A 24,662-nucleotide genomic window follows, 5' to 3' on the forward strand; every position below is an offset into this window, starting at 1 on the left:
GCTCATAACCCGAAGGTCGTCGGTTCAAATCCGGCTCCCGCAACCAAATACGAAAAGGCCACTCTTGCGAGTGGCCTTTTTCGTTTCTGTTTGCCAGACGCGCTGCTTAGCTCTTCCCCCCGCCTCTGCCCGCCTGGTCGTGCCACTCCGCTCGTTTAAAGCTGCCTAAGGCCGCCCCATGGATACTTGCTCATCTTTCAACTAAACATTGATAGATCGTTCGGCTTAGTTCCAAAGATGTATGCCCTTAAAAATAACTTTTATTGCTGATGCCCGCTGCAGTCGAGCATTCTTTTGTCTATCAATGCATTACGACAGGCGGTCAGAGAATCCATCAAAAAAACAAGGTTTTCGTCTTGACTGCCGCCTGGATCTGAATGATAACTAGATCACACAAATGAGACAGGACGTTTCCGGAGCCGCAAACCAAATAAAAACCAGGTATTGCAGCCAAGAAGTGCGCAGGGATGGCATCCCCGTTACAGCTTATTTGCTGTTCTGCGCTAACAGTATTCGCACCTTAAAGCTTCTCTCGAATCCCAGCCGAGTGCGGTAGCTTTGCCTAAAGCCCGCGCCATGCCTGGCGAGTACTGAGTTGGGTACCGTTCAGGAAGCAAGTCGGATGACGGCGTAACCCGGCAGTGGCGGTAGCTTTGCTTAATGAAAAAAAAGAAATTTGCGTGGCATCTTTTATACATTATCCGTTTAACTCGCCATTATATTGATCATTAACGGTTCGCTATTTCTGCACACGTTTTCATTCCGACTTGCGTACCTAACAAGCACCCCTCCCGGAAAATTCCCGTAGATTCATCCGCAGTTCAACTCGGAGTTCATCGTGACTATCCAGTTCCGCAGCCTCGACATCGAAGCGAAACAATTAATTGCCAAGGAAATGAACTTGAAAGGGAGCTCCTGCATCGCAAATTTCCTTACACCAGAACAACTATCGTCGCTGCAGCAACATGTCAGGATCGATGCCGAAAAACATAATGGTAAATACTTCGCTCACCATGGTGGAGCTGCGATAGAAAGTTCTCTAATAGGCGAGCTAGGCGCTGCGCCAGAGTTTCGGGAGCTACTGGCGAGCCTCTACCAGACAGGCATTGGAAAAGCTGCCTACAGCGACGAGATTCTCAAAGTGCTGCGCTGTGTGCAGGGAAATTCAGGCCGTCGCGAATCCAATTGCTTTCATTACGACGCAAGTCTTGTGACGGTACTGTTGCCCATCGAGATTCCTCAGAACGGCGTCGATCGCGGTGATCTGATTATTTTTCCCAATCTTCGAGGCGTGCGCTCGAGTGTGCTGGTCAACGTGTTTGAGAAAGCACTGTTGCAGAATGCAGTGACTCGAAAGCTGATAACCAAGGCAATCCGCCACCGTATTCTGAAGCCGGAGCGGCTGCAGCTGGTTCCCGGCAATCTGTATCTGTTCTGGGGCTACCGCACGCTGCATGCAAACGAGCCCTGCGACCCTGCCAGTCGCCGAGCAACCGCCATCTTGCACTATGGCGACCCTCATGCTGGCAGCTTTACGACCCGCCTGATTCTCAAGCTGAACCAACGCCGCGCCCGGCGCGCAACCGCCCTCGGTACACAACCAATCGCATGACCGAAGCAGGCCGACGCCGTTAGTTATCGCTTCCTGATCTCGATGTGACGACCGATAAGGACATCACGATGATCCATGTCACCAAATCGTATCTGGGTAACAAAGCCAAGTTTCTCGGCTATGTGGACAGCATTTATGCGTCCGGCTGGCTGACCAACCACGGGCCGCTGCTCACCGAGCTGGAAGATCGCCTGCGGGACTATCTGGGTGTCCGAAACATCATCCTCACGAACAACGGCACCCTGGCGCTGCAGATCGCCTATCGGGCATTGAACCTCTCAGGCAGCGCCATCACGACCCCATTCAGCTTCGTCGCCACCACCAGTTCGCTGCAGTGGGAAGGTATCCGACCGATATTCGCCGACATCGACAGGACCACCTGGAACATGGATCCACAGGCGATAGAAGCGAGGATCGACCGCGACACCTGCGCGATCGTCGCTACGCACGTGTTCGGCAACCCCTGTGATGTGGAAGGCATCGCGCAGATCGCCGAACGGCATCGCCTCAAGGTGATCTATGACGGCGCCCACGCGTTCAGTGTGCGCTACAAGGAGCGCTCGGTATTCAATTGGGGTGATATCAGCACGCTCAGTTTTCATGCAACCAAGCTTTTCCACACCATCGAAGGCGGGGCCATCGTCACCAATGACGATGCATTGGCCGCCAAGATTCGTTTGTTGTGCAATTTCGGCATTGTCGACACCGACATCATCGACGGCATCGGCATCAACGCCAAGCTCAACGAATTTGCCGCCGCCATGGGCCTGTGCATCCTCGACGACATGGCGATGATTCTCGAGCAACGGGAAGAGATCGCCAGGTTCTATGAAGAACGCCTGAGTGACCACTTCGATCTTCAGCAACAGCAACCACACTCCCTACGCAACCATAGCTATTTCCCGATTGCACTGGCCAACGAAGACCAGCTGCTACGTTGTCGCGTGGCGCTGAACGCCAAGGGCATCAACCCCAGGCGCTATTTCTATCCCTCTCTGGACACTCTCGGCTATCTGCAACCGCAACCGCCGCAGATCCAGTCGAGATCCTTGAGTCGCCGAGTGCTATGCCTGCCGATTTATCCCGGCTTGCCGCGGCATATCCAGAACACCGTGGTCCAGACGTTGCTACGCGACGCAACGGGGCGTGATCAGCGGCAAACCGAGCGTCTATGGCCACAAGTCAACGCAACTGGGTTGATGGAGCAGCGTTTCGGCTTGCCTGATTCCGAGCTCAAGAACATTTACTGATTCATTCTCGGCGGCCCGATTACATGTCCGATCGAAAGCTATCGATGATCCGCAACACCGGCTTGAGCTACGCCGGGCAGGCATATGCCCTGCTCATCGGCATTCTCATTCTGCCTTTCTATCTCGGACATCTGGGCGCGGAGGCCTACGGCCTGATCGGTTTCTTCGCGGTGCTACAAGCCTGGCTGCAGCTGCTGGACGCGGGTCTGTCACCGTCGCTGGTGCGTCAGATCGCCCATTTTCGCGGAAGGCAGAACACTGCGGCACAGCGCTACGAACCGGGGCGGCTGCTGCGCTCGTTCGAAATCATTTTCCTGCCGCTGGCATCGCTGACGGTATTGGCCATCCATTTTTCGAGCGGCTGGATCGCTCATCAATGGCTGCAAGCGCAGGAGTTGAGCACGGCCACGATTGTCCATTGCATCAGCCTGATGGGGCTGATGATCGGGCTGAAGCTGTACGCCACCCTTTATAAAAGTGGCTTGCAGGGGCTCGAACTGCATGCATGGCTGAACGGCGCGAATATCCTGATCGCCACCTTGCGCTACTTTGGCGGCCTGTTTCTGGTGGCCAGCATCAGCCAGGACCCTCTGGACTTCTTTCTCTTCCAGACGGCGGTCGCGCTGATCGAGACGCTGTTGTTCGCGGCCAAGGCTTATACCTTGATGCCCAACCCCAGATTGCTGACCGGCTTCGACTGGGCAGTGGTCAAGCCGGTGCTGCCCTTCGCCGCCGGCATGTCGCTCACTTCGGTGCTATGGATCATTCTGACGCAGCTGGACAAGGTGCTGCTTTCCAACGTGCTGCTGCTCAAGGAGTACGGTTATTTCTCGCTGGTGGCGCTCATGTCGACCGGAATCATGACGCTGACCAACCCGTTGGTACAGACGTTGCTGCCGCGCATGACGATGCTCGTCGCCGAAGGTCGGATCGCCGACATGCAGGCGCTCTACCTGAATGCCACCCGGTTCGTCTGCAGCTTCCTGTTTCCGTTAGCGGGCGTCATCGCCTTCCACTCCGCTGAGCTGATCTTCGCCTGGACCGGCGATGAGGAGGCGGCGCAATGGAGCCGGCTGGTGCTGCCCTGGTACGTACTCGGCAGCGCGATCATGGCGGTCACCGCATTTCAGTTCTATCTGCAATACGCTCACGGACAGCTACGCCTCCACGTCTGGTTCAGCCTGATCAGCGCTACGCTCAGCATTCCGCTGGTGGTGTATGCCGCGCTCGAGCATGGCGTGTATGGCGCAGCGCTGGCCTGGTTCGGGCTGCGCATGCTGACCTTCCTGATCTGGCCGCCAATGGTGCACAAGCGCTTTGCCGCCGGCGTGCACCGCCAATGGTTACAGGATTTGCTACGCATCACCGCCATGACCGGCCTGGGTCTCGTGATCGGCGAACCCGTGTTCGCGGCGATCGCCAGCGAGAACCGCTTCGACATCTTCCTGGGATTGGCCGTCAGCGGTCTTATCTGCCTGACGCTAGTCGCTTTCACCTCCAAGCCCGTCGTGTTGCGGCTTTACGTACTGATGACAAAGTCGAGTGTCTGAATGGATATTCAACCAAAGCGTGAACAAGAGCTCATGGCCGCCTGGGGTAATAGGTTCGCCCCCCTGGTGAGCATCGTCTGCTTGGCCTACAACCATGCACCGTTCATACGGGAAACGCTGGACGGCTTCCTCCTGCAGGAGACGGATTTTCCCTTCGAAGTGATCGTCCATGACGACGCCTCGACCGACGCCACCGCCGCGATCATCCGTGAATACGCCGCGCGCTACCCGAGCCTGATCAAACCGATCTATCAGCTAGAAAACCAGTACCGCCAGGGGGTTACCGTCAGCACTCAGCTGTTCGCGCAGGCGCACGGCAGGTATATCGCCTATTGCGAAGGGGACGACTACTGGACCGATCCGCGCAAACTGCAGATCCAGGTCGACTTTCTCGAACGGCATCGCGACTACGTGATGACGTACCACGATGCCTTCATGTTCAACGCCCAGGGGGTGGTCCGCAGTCCCCACATGCAGGGCAAGTTCCGCCGGGATGCCACCGCTCGCCAGCTGATGCAGGCGCGACCGGTTTCCACCCTGACGGCATGCTTTCGCAATCTGCTGCAGGAACTGCCGCCGGAGCTGCGCGGTGTCGAGGTGCTGGACATCTGCTGGTGGTCCCTGCTCGGTGCCTATGGCAAGGGCAAGTTCATCGCTGAAATCAAGCCCGCCGGCTACCGCGTGCATGAGGGCGGGATCTTCTCCATGCGCAGCAGCAAGCAACGCATCCAGATGTCCATGCACGCCTATTACAGCCTCGCCCGCTATTACCAACGGATCGGCGATCAGTCGCTCTACGAATATTTCATGATCCAGGTCTTCTCCCAGGCACTGGCATCGATATCGCCGCTCAGCAAGCTTCAGGCGCTGGGCCAGATATTCCAGAACATCAGCATCAATCTGTTACGCAGACTGACGCCCGGTGCCTGACCGGCATGGCTGGCTTCTGTCGCACTGATAGCGCAACACTCAAGGAAGGATCCGCAATGACTGTCATGGCCCGCTCTTCGCTGGAATACGAGGGAGACAATCGCATCGACCTGGCGCGCATCCTGCGCGTGGCGTTCGATCACAAAGCACTGATTTTCACCATTACCGCCCTCTTCGCCCTGCTTGGCGTGGCCTATGCGATCGTCGCCACGCCCGTTTACCGGGCGAGCGCGATGATCCAGATCGAACCGAAGAAGGCCGGGATAACGGGCATTCCGGAAGCTATTCCCAGGCCCAACTCGGTTTCCCAGGCGGTGACTGAAATCGAGCTTATCAAGTCGCGCTCGGTCCTTGGACGCACGGTTAACGCTCTTAAGCTCTACATCACTGCCCGCCCCAAATATTTCCCGATCCTCGGCAGCTACATGGCGCGTCTGCACGATCCAGAAAAGGACGGCGAGCTCGCCACGCCACTGCTGGGCATGGACAGTTACGCCTGGGGCGGAGAGAAGCTGGTGGTGTTTCAGCTGGACGTACCCGAAGCCTATCTGGGGGAAAAGTTGACGCTGCGTGCCGGCAGTGCAGGTGCATTCAGCCTGTACGACGAGGACGACCAACTGCTGCTGAATGGCAAAATCAACCAAGCCGTGCGGCACGAGGGTTTCCGCGTCCAGATCGCCGAACTCAAGGCCCGCCCGGGGACAGAGTTCTTCGTGGTGCGTAGCCGCCCGCAGACCACGGCGCTGGACTACCAGAAGCGGTTGAAGGTGGGTGAAGCCGGCAAGGACTCCGGAATCATCTACCTCACTCTGGAAGACCCGGACGCGGACAAGGCCAACCATGTGCTCGATCAGATCAGTCGGCTCTATGTGCGCCAGAACATCGAACGCAGCTCCGCCGAAGCCGCGCAGCGCCTGGAGTTTCTGCGTTCGCAGGTACCGCTGGTACGCAAGGAATTGGAAAAGGCCGAAGCCGCCCTCAATGCCTATCAGACCAGCGCCCAGTCGGTGGACATCAGCATCGAGACCAAGAGTGTGCTGGACCAGATCGTCGCGCTGGAGTCGCAGATCTCCGAGCACAATCTCAAGCGTACGGAGTACAACCAGCTCTTTACCCCGGAACACCCGACCTATCAGACGCTGATGACCAAGATCGCTCAGCTGCAAGCGCAGAAGAACGCGCTGATGAGCAAGATCGATACCTTGCCGATGACCCAGCAGGAACTGTTGCGCCTGAATCGCGACATGCAGGTCACGACTCGCACCTACACACTGCTGCTGGACAAGGCTCAGGAACAGGACATTCTGCGCGCGGGCACCATTGGCAATGTGCGCATCATCGACAGTGCCTACGCCGTGGTGGAGAAGCCGGCCAAGCCCATCAAGCCGCTGGTGGTGCTGATCGCCATCTTCGTCGGGCTGCTTGTGTCAGCGCTGGTGATTCTGATACGCCAGGTGTTCTATCGCGGCATCGAAAGCCCCGAGACGATCGAGCACCTGGGTATCCCGGTGTATGCCGCGCTGCCTTTCTCGGCGAAACAGGAGCACCTGTACCGCCTGAGGAAAATCCGCGATGGGCGAAGCAAGCTGCTGGGCGGAGCGGATCCGGCGGACCTGGCGATCGAGTCGCTGCGCAGCCTGCGCACCAGCCTCAAGTTCGCCATGCTCGAGGCCCGCAATCGAACCCTGGTGATCACCAGCCCCACGCCGTCGGTGGGCAAGTCTTTCGTTTCCAGCAACCTGGCGTCGGTTATCGCCCAGGCGGGCCAACGAGTGTTGCTGATCGATGCCGACATGCGTCGCGGCTATCTCGCGGGCGTGTTCGGTCAGGAGCCGCGCCACGGCCTGTCCGATGCGCTGGCCAGCGGACTGCGTCTCGCGGCGGTGACCAACAAGACCGACCAGGCCAACCTGCACTTCGTCGCCAGCGGCTTTTCCGCTCCAAACCCGTCCGAGCTGCTGATGCACGACAACTTCGCCAAGTTGCTCAAAGAGGCGGAGCGGGAATACGACTTCGTCATCATTGATACGCCCCCGGTATTGGCCGTTACCGATGCCGTGCTGGTCGCACAGCTGGCCGGCACCTGTCTGCTGGTCGCACGTTACGGGCTGAGCACGGCCAGCCAGGTCGAGACGTCCAAGCGACGTCTGGCACAGAACGGGGTATTGCTCAAAGGCGCCATTCTCAATGGCGTCAAGCGCAGGGCCTCGAGCACCGCCTATGAAACCGGCGCCTACGGTTATTACAGCTATTCTCAAAAAGCCTGACACATGCGAGGGAGACGCCGTGTTCGGAACCGCCGCGATGATGCAACCTTACCTGTTCCCCTACCTGGGCTATTTTCAGCTGATCGCCCGCAGCGATGTTTTCGTGTTGGGTGACGATCTCCAGTACGTCAAAGGTTCATGGATAAACCGTAACCGGATACTGGTGAACGGACAGCCGCAGCTGATCACCTTTCCCTTGCGCAAAGGCGGCGGGTTCGACCCGATCAACCAGCGTTGGCTGTGCGATGACTTCGCGCGCGAAGCCCAGAAACTGCTGAGGACACTGGAACTCGCCTATTCGCGCGCGCCGTACAAGGCTGAAGTGGTTCCGCTGATCCGCCAGATCCTGACGCATCCGGAACGCAATCTGGCCCGTTTTACCGAGCATTCGATCCGCTGCGTCTGTGCCTATCTGGACATCACGACGCCGATCCGTATCGGCTCCGAGCTGGGGCTGCCGGCTCGCATGGATAAGCAGGAGCGGGTCATCGGCATCGCGAAGAAGCTGGGTGCCGCGCTCTATATCAATCCAATCGGCGGTGTGGCGCTTTACTGTCCAGCCCTCTTCCGATCTCACGGCCTGTCGTTGCGATTTCTGCGCATGGACGACCTCAGCTATCCGCAGTTCAACCAGCCGTTCGTGCCTTCACTGTCAATCATCGACGTGTTGATGTTCAACAGCCAGAAAGATGCACAGGCCCTGCTCAAACGCTTTTCTCTGATCGAAGGGGTCGAGCAACAGACGGCACTGCAGGCATAAACGTCCTCGACAAAACGGACATCGGCAACCTCCCCTATGGAAGGCAGGTTTCACATGACAGCACTTGGCAGCAATCCGCACTGGTACCTGATTCAAACCAAACCCCGCCAGGAGGCCCGCGCCGAAGAGCATCTGGTGCGCCAGGCGTTCGAGTGTTACAGGCCGCAGAAGCCCAGCGGAAACGGCAAGACACCAGAAGCGCTGTTTCCGGGCTACCTGTTCATCCGCCTCGATCGTCAACTGGACAACTGGTATCCCATTCGCTCGACCCGTGGCGTCGCCCGGGTGGTGTCCTTCGGAGGCGAGCCGACGCCGGTCAGGGACGAACTTATCGAACAACTGCGTCAACGCCTCGCGGTGCCGGCCGAAAAGCCGCAGTTCCAACCCGGCGAGCGCGTGCAACTACATGGCGGCAGCTTTAGCGATCTCGAGGCGATCTTCGTCAGCGCCGATGGCCAGGAGCGTTCGGTGATCCTGCTGAAACTGTTGCAGCGTGAACAGAAAGTGCGCGTGCCAACGCGCTACCTCAGCGGTTGCGGCGTGTCTCACAGGGCCGCGCTTGGCTGCGGCGTCGATTGATTCGGGGACTGCAACCATGAAGATCTTGTTTCTGCACAGTCTCTATGAGCCCCATGTGGGCGGAGGCGCGGAGATCGTCGTACGCCAGCTGGCCGAAGGGCTGCAGGTTCGTGGCTATGATGTGGCGGTGCTGGTCACCGGACCGGAGCCCGGCGTTCAGAAGGAGACGTTAGACGGCGTACGGATCTATCGCGCCGGCCTGCACAACCTTTACTGGCATTTCACCCAAAACAGACCCAGCTCGTTGCGTCGCCTTGGCTGGCATTACCGGGATCGTTACAACCGCAGCATGCGCCAGCACGTTCGCGAAGTGATCGCATGCGAACAGCCGGACCTGGTGATGTGCCACAACCTGACGGGCTGGTCGATCTCGGCGTGGGACGAAATAAGTGCCGCCGGCGTGCCGATCGTTCAAGTGCTGCATGACCTCTATCTGCTGTGCCCCAAGGACACCATGTTCAATAAAGGCCGCAGCTGCGAGCGGCAGTGCACGCTCTGTTCGGCCTTTCGGCGGCATCACGCCGTAGCGTCCGCTCAGGTCGACGCGGTGATCGGTGTCAGCCGTTTCGTTCTGGACCGACTCACCGCCCAAGGCTATTTCGGCCGAGCCACCCGCCATGTGGTGCATAACAGCATCGTGCAGAGCGCCAGTGCGCCTCCTGAGCGCCACAGCCACAGCGGGCTGCTGCGTTTCGGCTATATCGGCACGCTGTCGGAAAACAAGGGCGTGGGTTGGCTGATCGAGCAGTTCCAGCAGCTTTCCATCGACGCCACCCTGGAAATCGCCGGGCGCGGCAAGTTGGACTACGAGGCACAGCTCAAGGCGAAGGCCGATCCGGCCAAGGTCCGTTTTGTCGGCTACCAGGATGCCAATGCCTTCATGCGCAACATCGATGTGCTGGTGGTGCCGTCCATATGGGCCGAGCCGTTCGGCCTGGTGGCGGTCGAGGCTTGCGCCCAGCACCTGCCCGTCATCGCGACGAGCATGGGCGGCCTAGGGGAAATCATCGAAGACAACCACAACGGCCTGCTCTGCACACCGGCCGATCCTGACTCGCTTGGCCGGGCGATGCTCAAACTCTACCTGGACAGCAGCCTGCGCCAGCGGTTGTCGCGGCAGGCGCGTACCAGCGTCGCGCCTTTTTTGAACATGGAGCGAATGCTCGATCAGTACCAGTCGATCCTGCATACCGCGCTACACGGCCGGAGAGCCCACGATGACCCCGAGTTCGCTGACCATCACGCGCCCCAGGTCGAGCCCGCTGGCGATTGACAAGCCAACCCTGCTGACCTTGATCGCGGCCTCGCTGCTGATCAGCGAAACCTTTGCCGGCGCGCTGCGCTATTACCTGGACATGGCTGGCATCTCCGCCCTGCTCTACGTGCCGAAGCTGGCGTGCCTGGCGGCGGTCGCGCTGGAACTGCCGCGTGCGCGAAACAAGCCCGGGGTGTGGCTGGTGTTGTTTGCCTTGGCAGTCTCGGGTTTGTTGGCGTTGCTGCACGGGGCCGCGCTGATGAACGTCGGCTTCAGCCTGTTCATCTACATCCCGCTGCTGTTCGGGTTGTTCTGCGGCGGCTACCTGGAAAGCAGAGCCACCCTGCTGGGATGGGTGGCCGGGCTGTGCCTGGTTGCCTCACTGTTCGGCATCGCGCTGGACATGTTCACCAACGTGCCATGGAAGGGCTATAGCTACATGATGGGTGACGTCGAGCTGACCGCGAACAAATCCTGGGCCTTTGGCAGTACCGACCGCCTAGCCGGCTTTGCCCGTATGTCGACCAACCTGGCGGTGATGATCGCGCTGTACAGCCTGTACCTGGCCGCGTTCCTGCATTCGCGGCTGCTGCGAATGCTGCTTTACCCGCTGGCCTTCGGCGCGATCTTCCTCACCACCAACAAGTCCACCGCGGCGGCTTACCTGTTGACCCTGATGATGCTGTTCCTCGCCGGCTACCGCATGCCCAGCGCTACGGCATTTTTCATCGCGGTGCTGACGGGGATGGCGTTGCCGATCGCCAGCCTGTTGCTGAACATTCCGCAGAGCGAAGCCTACAGCGCCAGTCTGCTTGCATCCTTCAACGACCGTCTGATCAACAGCTGGCCGAACTTCATCGACGTGATCACCAACGAAGGCTGGGGCTGGTGGGGCGCAGGGTTCGGTGCGGTCGGCAGCAGCGCAGCGGCCTTTCCGCTGGCCTGGCTGGAGCTGCTGAGCATCGCCGACAACACAGCGCTGTATCTCTGGGGAATGCTAGGGGTGTTCGGCGTCCTGCTATATCTGCTGCTGTTTCCGTTAATGCTGCGCCTGCACGACCGAGGCCCGCGCATCCGTCACGCCCTGCTGGGCATCGTTTTCTGTACCTGCCTGATCGGCTGGGCGACCGACGTCCTGGAGGTGACCACCTCCACCCTGTTCCTCGGAATGGCGATCGCCCATGCCCTGACGCCACGGGAAGTGCTGCACCGAGGGCCACACCACCCGATCGCTACCGCGCAACCGCATGCGCATAGACCCTGGGAAGCCCAGTCATGAGCACCCGCCTTCTTTTGTGCCGTTTGGTGTTTGTCTCAGCCGTGTCGGGCCTGGCACTGCAGGCTTCGGCAGTTGAGCCGGAAGAGCCCTTTATCGTCGGCGTCTGCTCGCATGACCTGCATCTTCGCGACAGCCGCAGCCAGGGCAACCAATTGTTACGGGACGCCGGTATCGAGTCGGTACGAACCGACGCGCATTGGGCGTTTCTTGAGCGTAACCGCGACCAGCTCAAGGTGGAGCCGCACTGGGATCGCTATCTCGCCGGTAACGAAGCGCAGGAGCTCGATAGCCTGTTCATTCTGGGGTACGGCAATCGTTTTCACGGCGGTGGAGAGAAGCCGCGCAGCGAACCGGTACGCGCCGCCTTCAATCGCTACGTCGCCTTCGTTGCCCAGCAGTTTCGGGGGCGGGTCAAGCACTACGAAGTCTGGAACGAGTGGGACGTCGAGGACCCGAGCGATCCTCAGTTCACTCAGGACTATGCCCGGCTGATCGCCGATGCGGCAGGCATCATTCGCCAGCACGATCCCGACGCCAAGGTGTTGGCCGGCGCGGTGACCACCAAGGGCATCGAGTCGGGTTTCGCCCTGCGCCTGATCGAAAATGGCGTAATGCAATCGATCGACGGCCTCTCGTTGCACCCGTACGTCCATTGTCGCGGCCGGGGAAAGAACACCCCGGAAGCCTGGATCGAGTGGCTTGCCGAGGTCGACCTGGAACTGTCCCGTGCGGCCGGTCAGCCGGTGCCCCTGTACCTGACGGAAATGAGCTGGCCGGCCTATCAGGGTTCCTGCGGCATCGATGAAGACCTGCAGGCTGCCTATCTGGCGCGCAGTTTCCTGCTCGTCAGGACGCTGCCGAACGTGCGGGGCATGTGGTGGTACGACTTCCGAAACGACGGGACCGACAAGCGCGAGCGAGAGCACAACTTCGGCTTGGTCCGTCAGGACTACAGCCTCAAGCCAGCCTACCGGGTGCTCGAGGCAGTCGGCCCGATCGTCCAGCACTACCAATTCCTTGGCCATCGCGAAAAAACCGGGAATAACACCGTTCTGATGCGTTTCGGCAACGCGGACGAGCAACTTCTGGTCGCCTGGAGCACCGACCAGGCCCGCGCTGTCAGCATCGAATCCACGGGCAAGGTCACCGGCCCTCTGGAACTGATCGATACCGCACACCCCGAAAACGGCCGAACCCTGGGCGACACGATGTGGACCTGTCCGGTCAACGCGAGCACCTGTACCGCCACTGTGGAGCTCAATGGGTTTCCCAAAATCATCAGCCTCGGCAAGTCCGCCGCGGCTCGTACCAGCCCCTAGCAGAAGATCTCGATTCGGGAACCGTTTTGAAAAGAGGATTTTCAGATGATTGTGATCAATGCTCGCTTTCTGACCCAGGAAATACGGGGAGTACAGCGCTTCGCAGAACAGATCAGCCTGCAACTCAAAACCCTACGCGACGATCTGGTGTTCGTCGCCCCCCAGGATATCCGCCTGCACGACAGTGCCGAGCAACTGCAGGTGCTTCGCATCGGCCGCCACCGCGGACATCTTTGGGAGCAGGTGGACCTCCCGCTGTGGCTGGTACGCAATGGCAGTCCGCCGCTGGTCTCATTTTGCAATACCGCCCCGCTGGTCTACGGCAACCAGATCGCGACCCACCATGACATCACCTATGTCAGGCATCCGGAAAGCTACTCGAGAGCATTCCGGGCCACCTATCGCAACCTGACCCCCCTCTTACTCAAACGAATCAAGGCCTTGATTACCGTGAGCGAATTTTCCCGGAAAGAAATAGCGCGTTTCTACGGCTATCCGGCGCGCCACATCTGGGTGGTGCCCAACGCAGTGGATGCACGCTTTCAGCCCTTCTGCGCAGAGCAATGTCCCCGGGCCTCGGCGCCTTACCTGCTGGCCGTGTCCTCTCATAGCGCGCACAAGAACTTCGCCAGGATGGTTGCCGCGTTCCTGCGAATGGAAGGGCTCGAGGACGTCGAGCTACGCATCATTGGCGACTCGAATCGAGTCTTCTCCGGCAGCCTCCACGACGTTGTCGGCAGCCGTCGAATCCGCATGCTCGGCCGGCTCACCGATGAAGAACTGGTGGAGGCCTACCAGGGCGCAACAGCCTTCGTGTTCCCGTCCGTTTACGAAGGTTTCGGCATCCCCCCGCTCGAGGCGCAGGCCTGCGGCTGCCCGGTCATCGCCGCACGTGCCGCCTCCATTCCGGAGGTACTGGGCGACAGCGCCCTGTACTTCGACCCGCTGAAGGTCAAGGACATCGCGGATTGCATGCAGCGGATCCTGCGCGACGAAGCCTTGCGCCAGGATTTGCGGCGGCGTGGCAAGGCGAACGTGGCACGGTACTGCTGGAATTCATCGGCCCGACAGGTTTCCCGGCTGATCGACCAGGCATTCACCAACGTACGCGACGGCAATAAGGCAGGCCTACAGCGACTCCCGTTCAGCCAGCCGAAGCATTGACCCCCTCGTCGACAGATGCCCATCGCCGCACTTCGATACCCCAGTCGCCGAACGCTCGACGATTGATCCCGCTGCCACCTCATCCCTGAAAGGCTATCGTATGAAAATCGCCATTGTTCATGACTGGCTGGTGACCTATGCCGGCGCCGAACGGGTGCTCGCCGGGCTGCTGGAGACCTGGCCGGAAGCAGACCTGTTCGCCGTGATCGACTTCCTCTCCGATGAAGATCGCAGCAGTCTCGGCGGCAAGCGCGCCACCACCACCTTCATTCAGCAGCTTCCCAAGGCCAAGACGCACTATCAGAAGTACCTGCCCCTGATGCCGCTGGCCATCGAACAGCTCGACATGTCGGCCTATGACCTGGTGATTTCCAGTAGTCACGCCGTGGCGAAGGGCGTACTCACCGGACCGAACCAGTTGCACATCAGCTACGTGCATTCGCCGATCCGCTACGCCTGGGACCTTCAGCATCAGTATCTGCACGAGGCCAGCCTGGACCATGGTTTCAAGGCCAAGCTGGCACGCATGCTTTTGCACTACATGCGTATGTGGGATCAGCGCACTGCGAGCGGCGTGGACGAGTTCATCGCCAACTCGCATTTCATCGGCCGGCGCATCAACAAGAGTTATCGGCGCGAATCAACCGTCATCTATCCACCCGTCGACACCCGTCAGTTCACGCTGTATGCGAACAAGGAAGACTTCTATCTGACGGCCTCACGGATGGTGCCCTACAAGCGCATTCCAATGATCGTCGAAGCGTTTTCCCGGATGCCTGACAAGAAGCTGATCGTCATCGGCGCAGGGCCCGAGATGGAAAAAGCGAAGGAGCTCGCAACGCCAAACGTGACGCTGATGGGTTATCAGAATTTCGCGGTGTTGCTGCACTACATGCAGCGCGCGCGTGCATTCGTTTTCGCCGCAGAGGAAGACTTCGGTATCGCGCCGATCGAAGCCCAGGCGTGCGGAACGCCCGTCATCGCCTACGGTCGAGGCGGAGTACTGGAAACCGTTCGGGGCATTGATCATCCGGAGCCGACCGGGGTGTTCTACCCCGAGCAGACGCCCGAGTCTCTGATCGCTGCGATCGCGGAATTCGAATCGGAAGCACATCACATCTTTCCTGATGCATGCCGAGCCAGCGCGGAGCGTTTTTCAACCGAACGATTCAGGCAGGAGATCAGGGCTTTCGTAGATACTAGGGTTCGAGAGGTTTCGTTGCTTCAAGGGCAGGACGCGCTATTGCACCGAACGACCGTAACTCCGGCAAGCGTTACGCCGGTTTACCCCGCCGCGGTTCCAATGAAGCAAGCCTGACCAAGACCTCATTACAATTGCGAGGTTTCAAGGATGAACACTGCAACCCAATGCATCCGCACCACGTGCGTACTGAGCATCGCCCTGCTGATCTGCGGGACGACCGTTGCCACGCAAATTTCCGAACGTGCCAAAGCAAAACTGTATCCGCAGGGATACGACAGTCTTGCGCGGGACACGTATAGCTGCGCCAGCGGTGACTCCGCAGCAATCGCCTTCGATCATGGTGTTCGCCAGGGCGTTCCCTCCTGCGATGACAGCAGTCGCCGCGTAACGGTATCCCCGTCCCCCGTACGCCTGGCGAAACCGCTCTCCGATAACCATTACATCCGCTCTGGCGACAGCATCCGCTACTCGTTCTAACCCTGCGACCTTTTGGAGGCGCTATGGACAGTGAAGACCAAAACAGGCAATCGCTGATTTATGCCGACGGGTATTCCTATACCGAAATATTCCAGGCCCCCGAACTACCGGGAATGCCTGGCGGCAGTCGGTTGATCAGTGTCTTTCATGCTTTTTTTACCGCAGACCGAGACAACGACATTCTCGACGCCGATCCGACTGCGCTGATGAGGATGAAAATGACCAGCGACCTCTGAAATTCGAACCGCACGCGTCCCGCTGCTGTCCCTAAGCGCCTCGTCAGACGGCCCTTCCGCGCCCTCTGACGCGGCGATCGTTCCCCCCGATTCATGCAGAGCCCCCCAATGACCCCGAAAACCTCCGTGGTGACCGTGACCTATGGAGATCGGCTGGCTTATTTGCAGCAGCTGATCGAGCGCGCGCTGGCGTTCGTCGAGATTAACGAAGTGATCATCGTGAGCAACGCCGCGCTCGCACCGCTGGAACAATTGTCAGAACGCTGGCCGGGAAAGGTCCGATTGATTCAGCTGCAACACAATACCGGCTCGGCGAATGGCTATGCCGTGGCGCTCGAAGCCGCGCTGGCCGGCGGCGCCGATTACATCTGGATGATGGATGACGATAACGCCCCGACGGCCGCCGCAGTGTCGATCCTGCATCGGGAGGTCGCGCGTCTGGGCAGCCTGCTCGGCCCGGATCGGGTGGCAGTACTGGGCTACCGGGCAACACAGCAGGCCGACATCGCCCAAGGCGTACCGCCGCGCTATATCTTGCAGCCGCGCTCCAGCTATTTCGGCTTTCACATCGCCCAGTTACCTTTCAAGATCTGGCGTAGGCTTCCTTGGGCCAAACGGCCCGGCAAGCGGCTGGCGAGTATCAGTCTGCCCTTCGCTCCCTACGGCGGCATGCTCGCGCATCGCAGTCTGTACCAGCGCATCGGCCTGCCATTGAAAGATTTGGTGCTATACGTCGACGACACTGAGTACACCCGGCGCATCACCGCAAGCGGGGGGCGATTGTTCCTGTTCACCGATGCGGTAATCGACGAGCTTGAGCAGTCTTGGAACATCAAGGCGCACACACGCAATATCTACGAAGCCTTTCTGCTCGGTGACTCGGACTTCCGCGCCTATTACACCGCACGCAATCAAGCCTGGTTCGACAAGAACGTCTGGGCCGCCTCCCCCCGGCTGCATCGCCTCAATCGGGCGATCTTTCTCACCCTGCTGCGCCTGATCGCCCGGTTGCGCAATACCCGAGAGCGCCTAGCGCTTATCGAACAAGCCATCCATGACGGCGAAAACGGCGTTCTGGGAATGAGCAAAACTTTCCCGTTGCGTTGAGCCCTGCCTGTAGCAGTGCTGGCGCCCGGATCACCAGGACTTGCCCATGGATATCGCTTCGACTCAGCGCGAGCAGAACAACTTCGACTTCTTGCGTTTTTTTGCCGCTTCGGCAGTGGTCCTTGGCCACTGCTATTGGCTGTCGGGGGCCGGCGAAGTCGAACCGGTACGGCTGTTTACCGGATCCATGGATACCGCTGACATTGCCGTGAACCTGTTCTTCGTCATGAGCGGATTTTTGATCGCCGCATCATGGATCAACAGTCGCAGTCCGCTGGACTTCGCCGCGAAACGCGCCCTGCGGATTTTCCCGGCGTTGGGCGTATCGGTACTTTTGACCGTGCTCATTGTCGGGCCGCTGGCGACCGAGCTGTCACTCGAGGAGTACTTTCTTAACCGCCAGACCTTGGGCTACCTCGGCAACATCGCGCTGATTACGCATTTCCATCTGCCCGAGGTGTTTACCGGCAATCCCTTTCCCGAAACCGTCAACGGCTCCGTCTGGACGTTGCCCTACGAAGTGCTGATGTACGTTTCCTTGCTGCTGATGGGATTGCTCCGTGTATTCGGCCGTATCGCAGTGCTGGTGGTACCTATCGCGTTGATACTGATCCATTTCCAGCTGGCACCGAGCCTGGGCCTGGAAAGCGACATTCTGCGCAAGTCGACCCGACTGGGCATGTTCTTCTTCCTGGGCTCGGCGTTGTACCTGTTTCGCCGCAGCGTGCCGTGGAACTGGAAGATCGCGCTGACGCTGCTGGCCGTATCGCTGCTCAGCGCGCAGACTGAATTGTGGCTGTTCGTCCACGTCCTGACCTTGCCTTACCTGACTATCTATCTGGCGCACCTGCCCATCCCGCGATTGTCCCGGTTCGGCAAATATGGCGATTTTTCCTACGGTATCTACATTTTCAGCTTTCCGATCCAACAGCTGCTGATGCACGGGTCCAGTCCGCAGTTGCCACTGGGTGCGTTCATGGCGATCAGCCTGTCAGCGAGTATCGCTATCGCGGCGTTATCCTGGCATTTGATCGAGTCTCCAGCGCTGCGATTGAAACGCTATCTGCCCGGAGCGCGAGCGAGCATCAGCCGTACAGACCTCAGCCCAGCCCCCTGACCAATGCGTCTGCCTCGCTTGATAGGCCCATCTCTCATAGATTTCGTTGCAGGTCTGGAGCCCTGTAGTCAAACGCCCTACCATGCATCACGATTCCTTCCTGCCTACCACAATCAGACCCCATGCCTTTTGCCCCACTGTTTCGCGTAGACCTGCGACGGCTGATCGTAATGCTGGCCATCCTCAGCGGGTTGATTACGCTGAGCATCAGCTTTTATGCGAGCTATCAGGTGCAGCGCGATTCACTCATCGACAGTACCCTCGAGGCCAACCGGGTCTATGCACTCAAGCTTGCAATCGGCACAGAAACCTTCTTCGATTCGGTACAGCAACAGCTCGCATACAGCGCGGGTATCCTCGGTGGGCAGTTCAACGATAACGGCAAGCTACTCAGCGAGGCCGAACGCCTACGATTGCAGACGAACAGCTTCAATACCGTGGTCGTCACCGATGCCTGGAGCGTAATACGCGCGACGTCGCGTAATGCCGAGCGGCTGATCGGTCAGCGGTTGGATTCGCCCGGTGCACGCGAAGCGCTTCGAGAGCGTAGAGCGCTGATCAGCAGCCCCTACATTTCAGCGATCGGTACGCTGTGGTCCTGATCTCGCATCCGATCGTGGACAAGGAAGGCACCTACCTAGGCTATATCGGCGGAGTCATCAGTCTCAAGGAGCCGAACATACTCAACAGCATGCTTGGCGAGCACTACTACCAGGACGGCTCCTATCTCTACGCCGTTGATCAGAACCGGCGCTTGCTGTACCACCCAGACCCCAAACGGTTAGGCACCGTCGTGAAGGGAAACCCAGTCATCGATCGGGTAATCCACGGCGAGTCGGGCAGCCAGCGGGTCATCAACAGCCAGGGGCAGGACATGCTAGCCGGCTTTGCAGCGGTTCCAACCGCCCGCTGGGGCATCGTCGCGCAACGGCCGACCGCGGTGACGCTGCACCCACTCGACAATCTGATGCTCGAGATCCTGCGGCAAACAGCCCCCCTCGCACTGCTGACGTTTATCGGCGTCTGGTGGTTGTCAGCGCTGATTTCACGCCCGCTCTGGCAGTTGGCGAGAAGCGCCGGCGAAATGGACGCCCCTACCAGCGCGGAAAGAATCCAACGTATCCGCTCCTGGTATTTCGAAGCCGCGCAGCTCAAGCGCGCCTTGAAGCTGGGGATCAGCCTGCTGCACCAACGCATCGGCAAGCTCAATCTCGATGCCCAGACCGACCCGCTGACCGGCCTGCACAACCGCCGCGGTCTTACCCTGGCTCTGGACGCGTTAAGCGCCGAAGGCCACTCGTTCGCCGTCATTGCTCTGGATATCGATCACTTCAAGCGCATCAATGACAACTACGGCCATGACGTTGGCGATCAGGTCATTCTTCATCTCGCTCAGCTGATGACCGCCTGCTCGCGTGGCGCCGACACGCTGTGCCGAAGTGGTGGCGAGGAGTTTCTGATGCTGCTGCCAAACACCAGCATCGAATCCGCACTACGGGTCGCCGAGCGCTTGCGCCAGTGTGTCGAGCAGGAGCAGATTGCACCGGTGGGGCATATCACCATTTCTCTGGGTATTGCCGTCTGGCCGGTACACGCCGACGGAATCGATCGCGTGTTCAAGCTGGCCGACGGCGCGCTGTACCGGGCCAAGCAGCAGGGCCGCAATCGATCAGAGGTCGCCGAACTGGATCGGGACCCAACGGAAGATTCCAACCGGGACGGCTAGCCGACAGGGGCACACCCTACTCGGCCGGCGTGGACTCACACCGGCCGAGCACGACGACCGACATGGCTAAAAAACATCCAGCTCTGTATACTCGCGCGCCTTTTTCATGCGCTGTTCCGAGGTCATTGTCGATGAGCAAAACGCCAACAGTCGGGTTCGTATCACTGGGCTGCCCCAAAGCCACGGTGGACTCCGAACGCATCCTGACTCAGCTGCGCATGGAGGGCTATCAGATCGTGCCCACCTACCAGGACGCCGACGTGGTGGTGGTCAACACCTGCGGCTTCATCGACAGCGCCAAGGCCGAATCGCTGGATGCCATCGGCGAGGCCATCGCCGAGAACGGCAAGGTGATCGTCACCGGCTGCATGGGCGTGGCTGAAGACAGCATCCGCAACGTGCATCCCAGTGTGCTGGCCGTCACCGGTCCGCAGCAGTACGAGCAGGTGGTCAATGCCGTGCATGAAGTGGTGCCGCCGAATATCGACCACGATCCCTTCATCGATCTGGTTCCGCCGCAGGGCATCAAGTTGACCCCGCGCCATTACGCCTATCTGAAGATTTCCGAAGGCTGCAACCACACCTGCAGCTTCTGCATCATCCCCTCCATGCGCGGCAAGCTGGTCAGCCGCCCGGTGGGCGATGTGCTGAGCGAAGCCGAGCGTCTGGTCAAGGCAGGCGTCAAGGAGATCCTGGTGATTTCCCAGGACACCAGCGCTTACGGCGTCGACATGAAATACAAGACCGACTTCTGGAACGGTCAGCCGGTCAAGACGCGCATGCTGGAGCTCTGCCAGGCGCTGTCGAGCATGGGCGTGTGGGTACGTCTGCATTACGTCTACCCGTACCCGAACGTCGACGACGTGATTCCACTGATGGCCGAGGGCAAACTGCTGCCCTACCTCGACATTCCCTTCCAGCACGCCAGCCCGAAAGTACTGAAAGCCATGAAGCGCCCGGCCTTCGAGGACAAGACCCTGGCTCGCATCAAGAAGTGGCGCGAGATCTGCCCGCAGCTGACCATTCGTTCGACCTTCATCGTCGGCTTCCCCGGCGAGACCGAGGAGGACTTTCAGTACCTGCTCGACTGGCTCACCGAAGCACAGTTGGACCGTGTCGGCTGCTTCCAGTACTCCCCGGTCGAGGGCGCACCGGCCGAGGCGCTGGGCCTGGAGCCGGTGCCGGATGAGATCAAGCAAGACCGCTGGGACCGTTTCATGGCCCACCAGCAGGCCATCAGCGCCGCGCGGCTGGAGCGCAAGGTCGGTCAGAAAATCGAAGTTTTGATCGACGAAGTCGATGAAGATGGTGCGATCGGTCGTTCCTACGCCGATGCCCCGGAGATCGACGGCATGGTCTACGTCGACAGCGAACATCCGCTGCAGCCCGGCGACAAGGTCTGGGTTCGTGTGACCAACGCCGACGAGTACGACCTGTGGGCCGAGACCATCTGATCAAAGTCGGCCAAAACCCCATAAAGACCTCGCCCCGGCGGGGCTCGAGGTGACAAAAGAACCCCGCCAATCGGCGGGGTTTTTCGTTTCTCCGGTAGCGATCATCATCGGCCACCTTAAGGAGCAATGGTGGCGCCGCGGCAGCCCTGACGTCGCGCCACGTTGAGTTCGGCCCTGATGGCCAATTGCCCGCATCAAATTGGGGCACTGTCGGTACGGTCAGGTTTTTTATGGAGCGGCATTAGGTAAAGGCGCTTGCAGAAATCGATCAAGCGCCTCATGAACTAAACTATGTACTTGAAATAAAAAGATATTCAAAGAGCCCCCATCGTTAAATAATACTTGGCGCAGGTCTTGCTTAAGCAGCAACATCTGACCATCCGGCCAAGAAAAACAAGCCACATAACGCAATAGGAGCTCTCCTCTATGAAGTCCATTCTGACCATCGCCGCGCTCACGGGCAGCCTGACGCTCGCAGGCCAGGCGGCCGCCGCACCAATGCTGTGGCAAAACAACAGCCTGACCTATCTCTACGGCAAGAACTTCTCTGTAGACGGTGCCGGCGGCAAAGAAGGCGATATCCAACAGACCATCACCTTCGAACATGCCAGCGGTTGGACTTGGGGGGACATGTTCCTGTTCGTCGATAACAAGTGGTACAACGGCATCTCCGGCAGCGACGGCCACACCTACTACGGTGAGTTCAGCCCGCGCCTGTCGCTGGGCAAGATCACCGGCGCCGATCTCTCCTTCGGCCCGGTCACGGACGTGCTGCTCTCGGCCACCTACGAACGCGGCGAAGGACGCAATCGCAACTATCTGCTCGGCCCAGCGGTGGATCTGGAAGTGCCCGGCTTCGACCGGCTCTCAATCAACACCTACTACCGCAAGCCTGACGGCATCACCGGCGCGCCGAGCGGCCAGTGGCAGATCACACCGACCTGGGCCATGACCTTCCCGGTGGGCAACTCAGACATCCTGTTCGATGGCTTTATCGACTGGGTCGTCAACGACGCGGGCTCCAAGGCCAAGGGGGACTACCTGGCCAAAAACTTCCACTTCAACCCGCAGGTCAAGTACGACCTCGGCAAGGCGCTCGATTACACGCCAGGCAAGCTCTACGTCGGTATCGAATATGACTACTGGACGAACAAGTATGGAATCGAGGACAGCAGTGCCTTCAATACCGACAACAACGTCACCAACTTCATCGTCAAGGCTCATTTCTGATACGAACGGCCACGCGCTTCGCCCCTCGGCGTTCGGTTGGAAGTCGTATCTGACATAGCCTGAGACCATGGCGGTCGTTATCGGATGATGACTGCCATTGCTACGAGGCGGCACAAGTAGTTTCGGCCGGTCCGTTGCGAGCCGGCCTTGCCGACAGCGGAGACAGATGCGCTACAAAAGAGGGCAAGCCTCGCCCCATGATCCCATTTTGGTGCACGAATGCGGGTCGGACGCCCGTGCAGCCGGCAGACAAGGGAGTCAAAATCGACGTGCCAGAGCCCTTCGGGTACACGACCCGAATCGCACCGGTAAACCTAAGCGGCTGGTCAGTTTCTTGCAGCCCCGACTCCTGAACGACTGCGACAAATCTGCTCGATCTGCTGCTGTCGCGAGGAAAATCAGCCGATGCCGCCTACGCTAGCATTAGGAAGCGCATCGGGCTGATACCGCCACCACAGGGAACGGACTTATGAATACTTTCGACGCAACGCTCACCCAGCCGTCTGTTGCCAGCAAACGCACCGGCCGGATTCGCCAGAAAAACGAAGAACTGATTCTCTCGGCGGCTGCAGAAGAATTCGCCCGCTATGGCTACAAGGGCACGAGCATGAACGCGATCGCTTTGCGTGCAGCGCTGCCCAAGGCCAATCTGCACTACTACTTCAACAACAAGCTGGGACTTTATGTCGAGGTGATGCGGCATATCCTCGAGCTTTGGGACAACGCTTTCGATAACCTCACCGTCGAGGATGATCCGGCCACCGCGCTGGCGCACTACATCCGCGCCAAGATGGAGTTTTCGCGTAGACAGCCTCAGGCCTCGAAAATCTTCGCCATGGAGGTCATCAGCGGCTGTGAATGCCTGTCGGAGCATTTCAACGAAGACTACCGCGAGTGGTTCCGCGGCCGCGCTGCGGTGTTCCAGGCCTGGAGCGACGCGGGCAAAATGGACCCGGTCGACCCCATGCATCTGATCTTCCTGATCTGGAGCAGCACCCAGCATTATGCGGACTTCTCCGACCAGATCCGCCGCATCACCGGCCAGCGCCGGGTGACCAAGGATGATTTCGAGCGCGGCACGGAGACTCTGATCCGGGTCATCCTCAAAGGTTGTGGCCTGACACCGCCAGCCTGACGTTGCCGCGCAGTCCCGCCGTTGCAGGCTAAGCCGCTATGTCGCAATGACAGCCGTTCGCCGAGGCCGGCCTCCCAACGTCTGAATGATCGGCCATGGGCCGCAAGCGAAAGCGACTGGTCCGTACCAAGGCGTCCGATAGCGCACACACCAGCATCAGGCAAGCGCCCGGCAGGATCGACATAACGCAGCGAACGCCCTCCGCGACAAGATTCATTCGACGGCGCCACCGACGCCGGCACCCAATGAACCGCGGAGGACACATGTCGAACATCAACGGAAAAATCGTACTCATCACCGGCGCCAGCAGTGGTATCGGCGAAGCAACGGCGCGCCTGTTGGCCGCGCAGGGCGCCAGCGTCGTGCTGGGTGCTCGCCGCCTGGATCGCCTGGAACGGCTTGTAGCCGACATCAACGAGGCTGGCGGCGTGGCCGCATGCAAGGCGCTGGACGTCACCCGGCGCGAAGATGTGCAGACCTTCGTCGACTTCGCCGAACAGCGCTTCGGCCGCGTCGACGTGATCGTCAACAACGCCGGGGTCATGCCGCTGTCATCGCTCGATGCACTAAAGGTCGAAGAATGGGACCGGATGATAGATGTGAACATCCGCGGCGTGCTGCATGGCATCGCCGCCGGTCTGCCACTGATGCAACGCCAGCGCTCAGGCCAGTTCATCAATATCGCTTCGATCGGCGCCTACACCGTCAGCCCCACCGCGGCGGTGTACTGCGCGACCAAATATGCGGTACGTGCCATCTCCGAAGGGTTGCGCCAGGAGGTCGGCGGCGACATCCGCGTCACCCTGGTCTCGCCGGGCGTGACCGAATCGGAACTGGCCGAGAGCATTTCGGACAACAACGCCCGGGCGGTCATGGACGATTTCCGGCGCATCGCCATTCCGGCCGAGGCCATCGCCCGCGCCATCGCCTATGCCGTCGATCAACCTGCCGACGTCGATGTCAGCGAACTGATTGTCCGCCCTACAGCCAGCCCTTACTGAGGTCGCTGCG

General features: G+C 59.6%; 22 protein-coding genes. All 22 read left to right on the top strand.

Translation table 11 applies throughout. From position 1 onward, the window contains the following. Window positions 1-895 precede the first annotated feature (895 nt). Window positions 896-1,612, top strand: coding sequence for a hypothetical protein (locus MCB86_RS17320; protein ID WP_239611678.1), 717 nt, complete (start codon window positions 896-898; stop codon window positions 1,610-1,612). Window positions 1,613-1,680: 68 nt separating this feature from the next. Continuing rightward, window positions 1,681-2,862 (top strand): DegT/DnrJ/EryC1/StrS family aminotransferase, encoded by a 1,182-nt coding sequence (locus MCB86_RS17325; protein WP_045162510.1) that lies wholly within the window; start codon window positions 1,681-1,683, stop codon window positions 2,860-2,862. A gap of 23 nt (window positions 2,863-2,885) precedes the next feature. Continuing rightward, window positions 2,886-4,412 carry an oligosaccharide flippase family protein gene (locus MCB86_RS17330; protein ID WP_239611645.1) on the top strand — a complete coding sequence of 509 codons (1,527 nt, stop codon included), beginning with the start codon at window positions 2,886-2,888 and terminating at the stop codon, window positions 4,410-4,412. Between the two features lie 6 nt (window positions 4,413-4,418). After that, a complete protein-coding gene (locus MCB86_RS17335) occupies window positions 4,419-5,342 on the top strand; it encodes a glycosyltransferase (protein WP_045162576.1) in 924 nt (307 codons plus the stop codon). Window positions 5,343-5,398: 56 nt separating this feature from the next. Continuing rightward, a complete protein-coding gene (locus MCB86_RS17340; RefSeq protein WP_045162512.1) occupies window positions 5,399-7,609 on the top strand; it encodes a polysaccharide biosynthesis tyrosine autokinase in 2,211 nt (736 codons plus the stop codon). A 19-nt stretch (window positions 7,610-7,628) separates the two neighbouring features. Beyond that, window positions 7,629-8,369: a WbqC family protein gene (locus MCB86_RS17345; RefSeq protein WP_155397640.1), complete on the top strand. Its 741-nt coding sequence runs from the start codon at window positions 7,629-7,631 to the stop codon at window positions 8,367-8,369. Between the two features lie 54 nt (window positions 8,370-8,423). Continuing rightward, window positions 8,424-8,948 carry a transcription/translation regulatory transformer protein RfaH gene (gene rfaH / locus MCB86_RS17350; protein WP_045162514.1) on the top strand — a complete coding sequence of 175 codons (525 nt, stop codon included), beginning with the start codon at window positions 8,424-8,426 and terminating at the stop codon, window positions 8,946-8,948. A gap of 16 nt (window positions 8,949-8,964) precedes the next feature. After that, window positions 8,965-10,221: a glycosyltransferase family 4 protein gene (locus MCB86_RS17355; protein WP_239611646.1), complete on the top strand. Its 1,257-nt coding sequence runs from the start codon at window positions 8,965-8,967 to the stop codon at window positions 10,219-10,221. Then, entirely contained in the window at window positions 10,166-11,482 is a 1,317-nt protein-coding gene (locus tag MCB86_RS17360; protein ID WP_239611647.1) for a hypothetical protein, read from the top strand. Before MCB86_RS17355 ends, MCB86_RS17360 begins: the two co-directional genes overlap by 56 nt. Continuing rightward, window positions 11,479-12,801, top strand: coding sequence for a hypothetical protein (locus MCB86_RS17365; RefSeq protein WP_239611648.1), 1,323 nt, complete (start codon window positions 11,479-11,481; stop codon window positions 12,799-12,801). Before MCB86_RS17360 ends, MCB86_RS17365 begins: the two co-directional genes overlap by 4 nt. 45 nt (window positions 12,802-12,846) lie before the next feature. Then, the gene (locus MCB86_RS17370; protein WP_239611649.1) at window positions 12,847-13,965 is read left to right on the top strand and encodes a glycosyltransferase family 1 protein; all 1,119 of its coding nucleotides are present in this window, start codon (window positions 12,847-12,849) and stop codon (window positions 13,963-13,965) included. Window positions 13,966-14,065: 100 nt separating this feature from the next. After that, window positions 14,066-15,283 carry a glycosyltransferase family 4 protein gene (locus MCB86_RS17375; RefSeq protein WP_045162519.1) on the top strand — a complete coding sequence of 406 codons (1,218 nt, stop codon included), beginning with the start codon at window positions 14,066-14,068 and terminating at the stop codon, window positions 15,281-15,283. Between the two features lie 33 nt (window positions 15,284-15,316). Continuing rightward, window positions 15,317-15,646: a hypothetical protein gene (locus tag MCB86_RS17380; RefSeq protein ID WP_239611650.1), complete on the top strand. Its 330-nt coding sequence runs from the start codon at window positions 15,317-15,319 to the stop codon at window positions 15,644-15,646. Between the two features lie 23 nt (window positions 15,647-15,669). Further along, window positions 15,670-15,882 carry a hypothetical protein gene (locus MCB86_RS17385; protein ID WP_045162521.1) on the top strand — a complete coding sequence of 71 codons (213 nt, stop codon included), beginning with the start codon at window positions 15,670-15,672 and terminating at the stop codon, window positions 15,880-15,882. A 108-nt stretch (window positions 15,883-15,990) separates the two neighbouring features. Beyond that, window positions 15,991-16,989 (top strand): glycosyltransferase, encoded by a 999-nt coding sequence (locus MCB86_RS17390; protein WP_239611651.1) that lies wholly within the window; start codon window positions 15,991-15,993, stop codon window positions 16,987-16,989. 46 nt (window positions 16,990-17,035) lie between these two features. Beyond that, on the top strand, window positions 17,036-18,106 hold the full coding sequence (locus MCB86_RS17395) for an acyltransferase (RefSeq protein WP_239611652.1): 1,071 nt from the start codon (window positions 17,036-17,038) through the stop codon (window positions 18,104-18,106). Window positions 18,107-18,228: 122 nt separating this feature from the next. After that, entirely contained in the window at window positions 18,229-18,708 is a 480-nt protein-coding gene (locus MCB86_RS23035; protein WP_345772246.1) for a hypothetical protein, read from the top strand. After that, window positions 18,699-19,832 carry a sensor domain-containing diguanylate cyclase gene (locus MCB86_RS17400; RefSeq protein ID WP_345772247.1) on the top strand — a complete coding sequence of 378 codons (1,134 nt, stop codon included), beginning with the start codon at window positions 18,699-18,701 and terminating at the stop codon, window positions 19,830-19,832. The genes MCB86_RS23035 and MCB86_RS17400 overlap by 10 nt, the downstream gene beginning before the upstream one ends. Before the next feature lie 131 nt (window positions 19,833-19,963). Then, entirely contained in the window at window positions 19,964-21,286 is a 1,323-nt protein-coding gene (rimO, locus tag MCB86_RS17405; RefSeq protein WP_239611653.1) for a 30S ribosomal protein S12 methylthiotransferase RimO, read from the top strand. A 426-nt stretch (window positions 21,287-21,712) separates the two neighbouring features. Beyond that, window positions 21,713-22,516, top strand: a complete 804-nt coding sequence (locus MCB86_RS17410) for an outer membrane protein OmpK (RefSeq protein WP_239611654.1) — start codon at window positions 21,713-21,715, stop codon at window positions 22,514-22,516. Window positions 22,517-22,985: 469 nt separating this feature from the next. Beyond that, on the top strand, window positions 22,986-23,651 hold the full coding sequence (locus tag MCB86_RS17415; protein ID WP_239611655.1) for a TetR/AcrR family transcriptional regulator: 666 nt from the start codon (window positions 22,986-22,988) through the stop codon (window positions 23,649-23,651). Between the two features lie 263 nt (window positions 23,652-23,914). Next, the gene (locus tag MCB86_RS17420; RefSeq protein WP_045162528.1) at window positions 23,915-24,652 is read left to right on the top strand and encodes an SDR family oxidoreductase; all 738 of its coding nucleotides are present in this window, start codon (window positions 23,915-23,917) and stop codon (window positions 24,650-24,652) included. The last annotated feature ends 10 nt before the right edge of the window (window positions 24,653-24,662 follow it).

Origin of the sequence: Pseudomonas sp. KSR10 (assembly GCF_022355455.1) — a bacterium.
Classification (GTDB): Bacteria; Pseudomonadota; Gammaproteobacteria; order Pseudomonadales; family Pseudomonadaceae; genus Stutzerimonas; species Stutzerimonas stutzeri_E.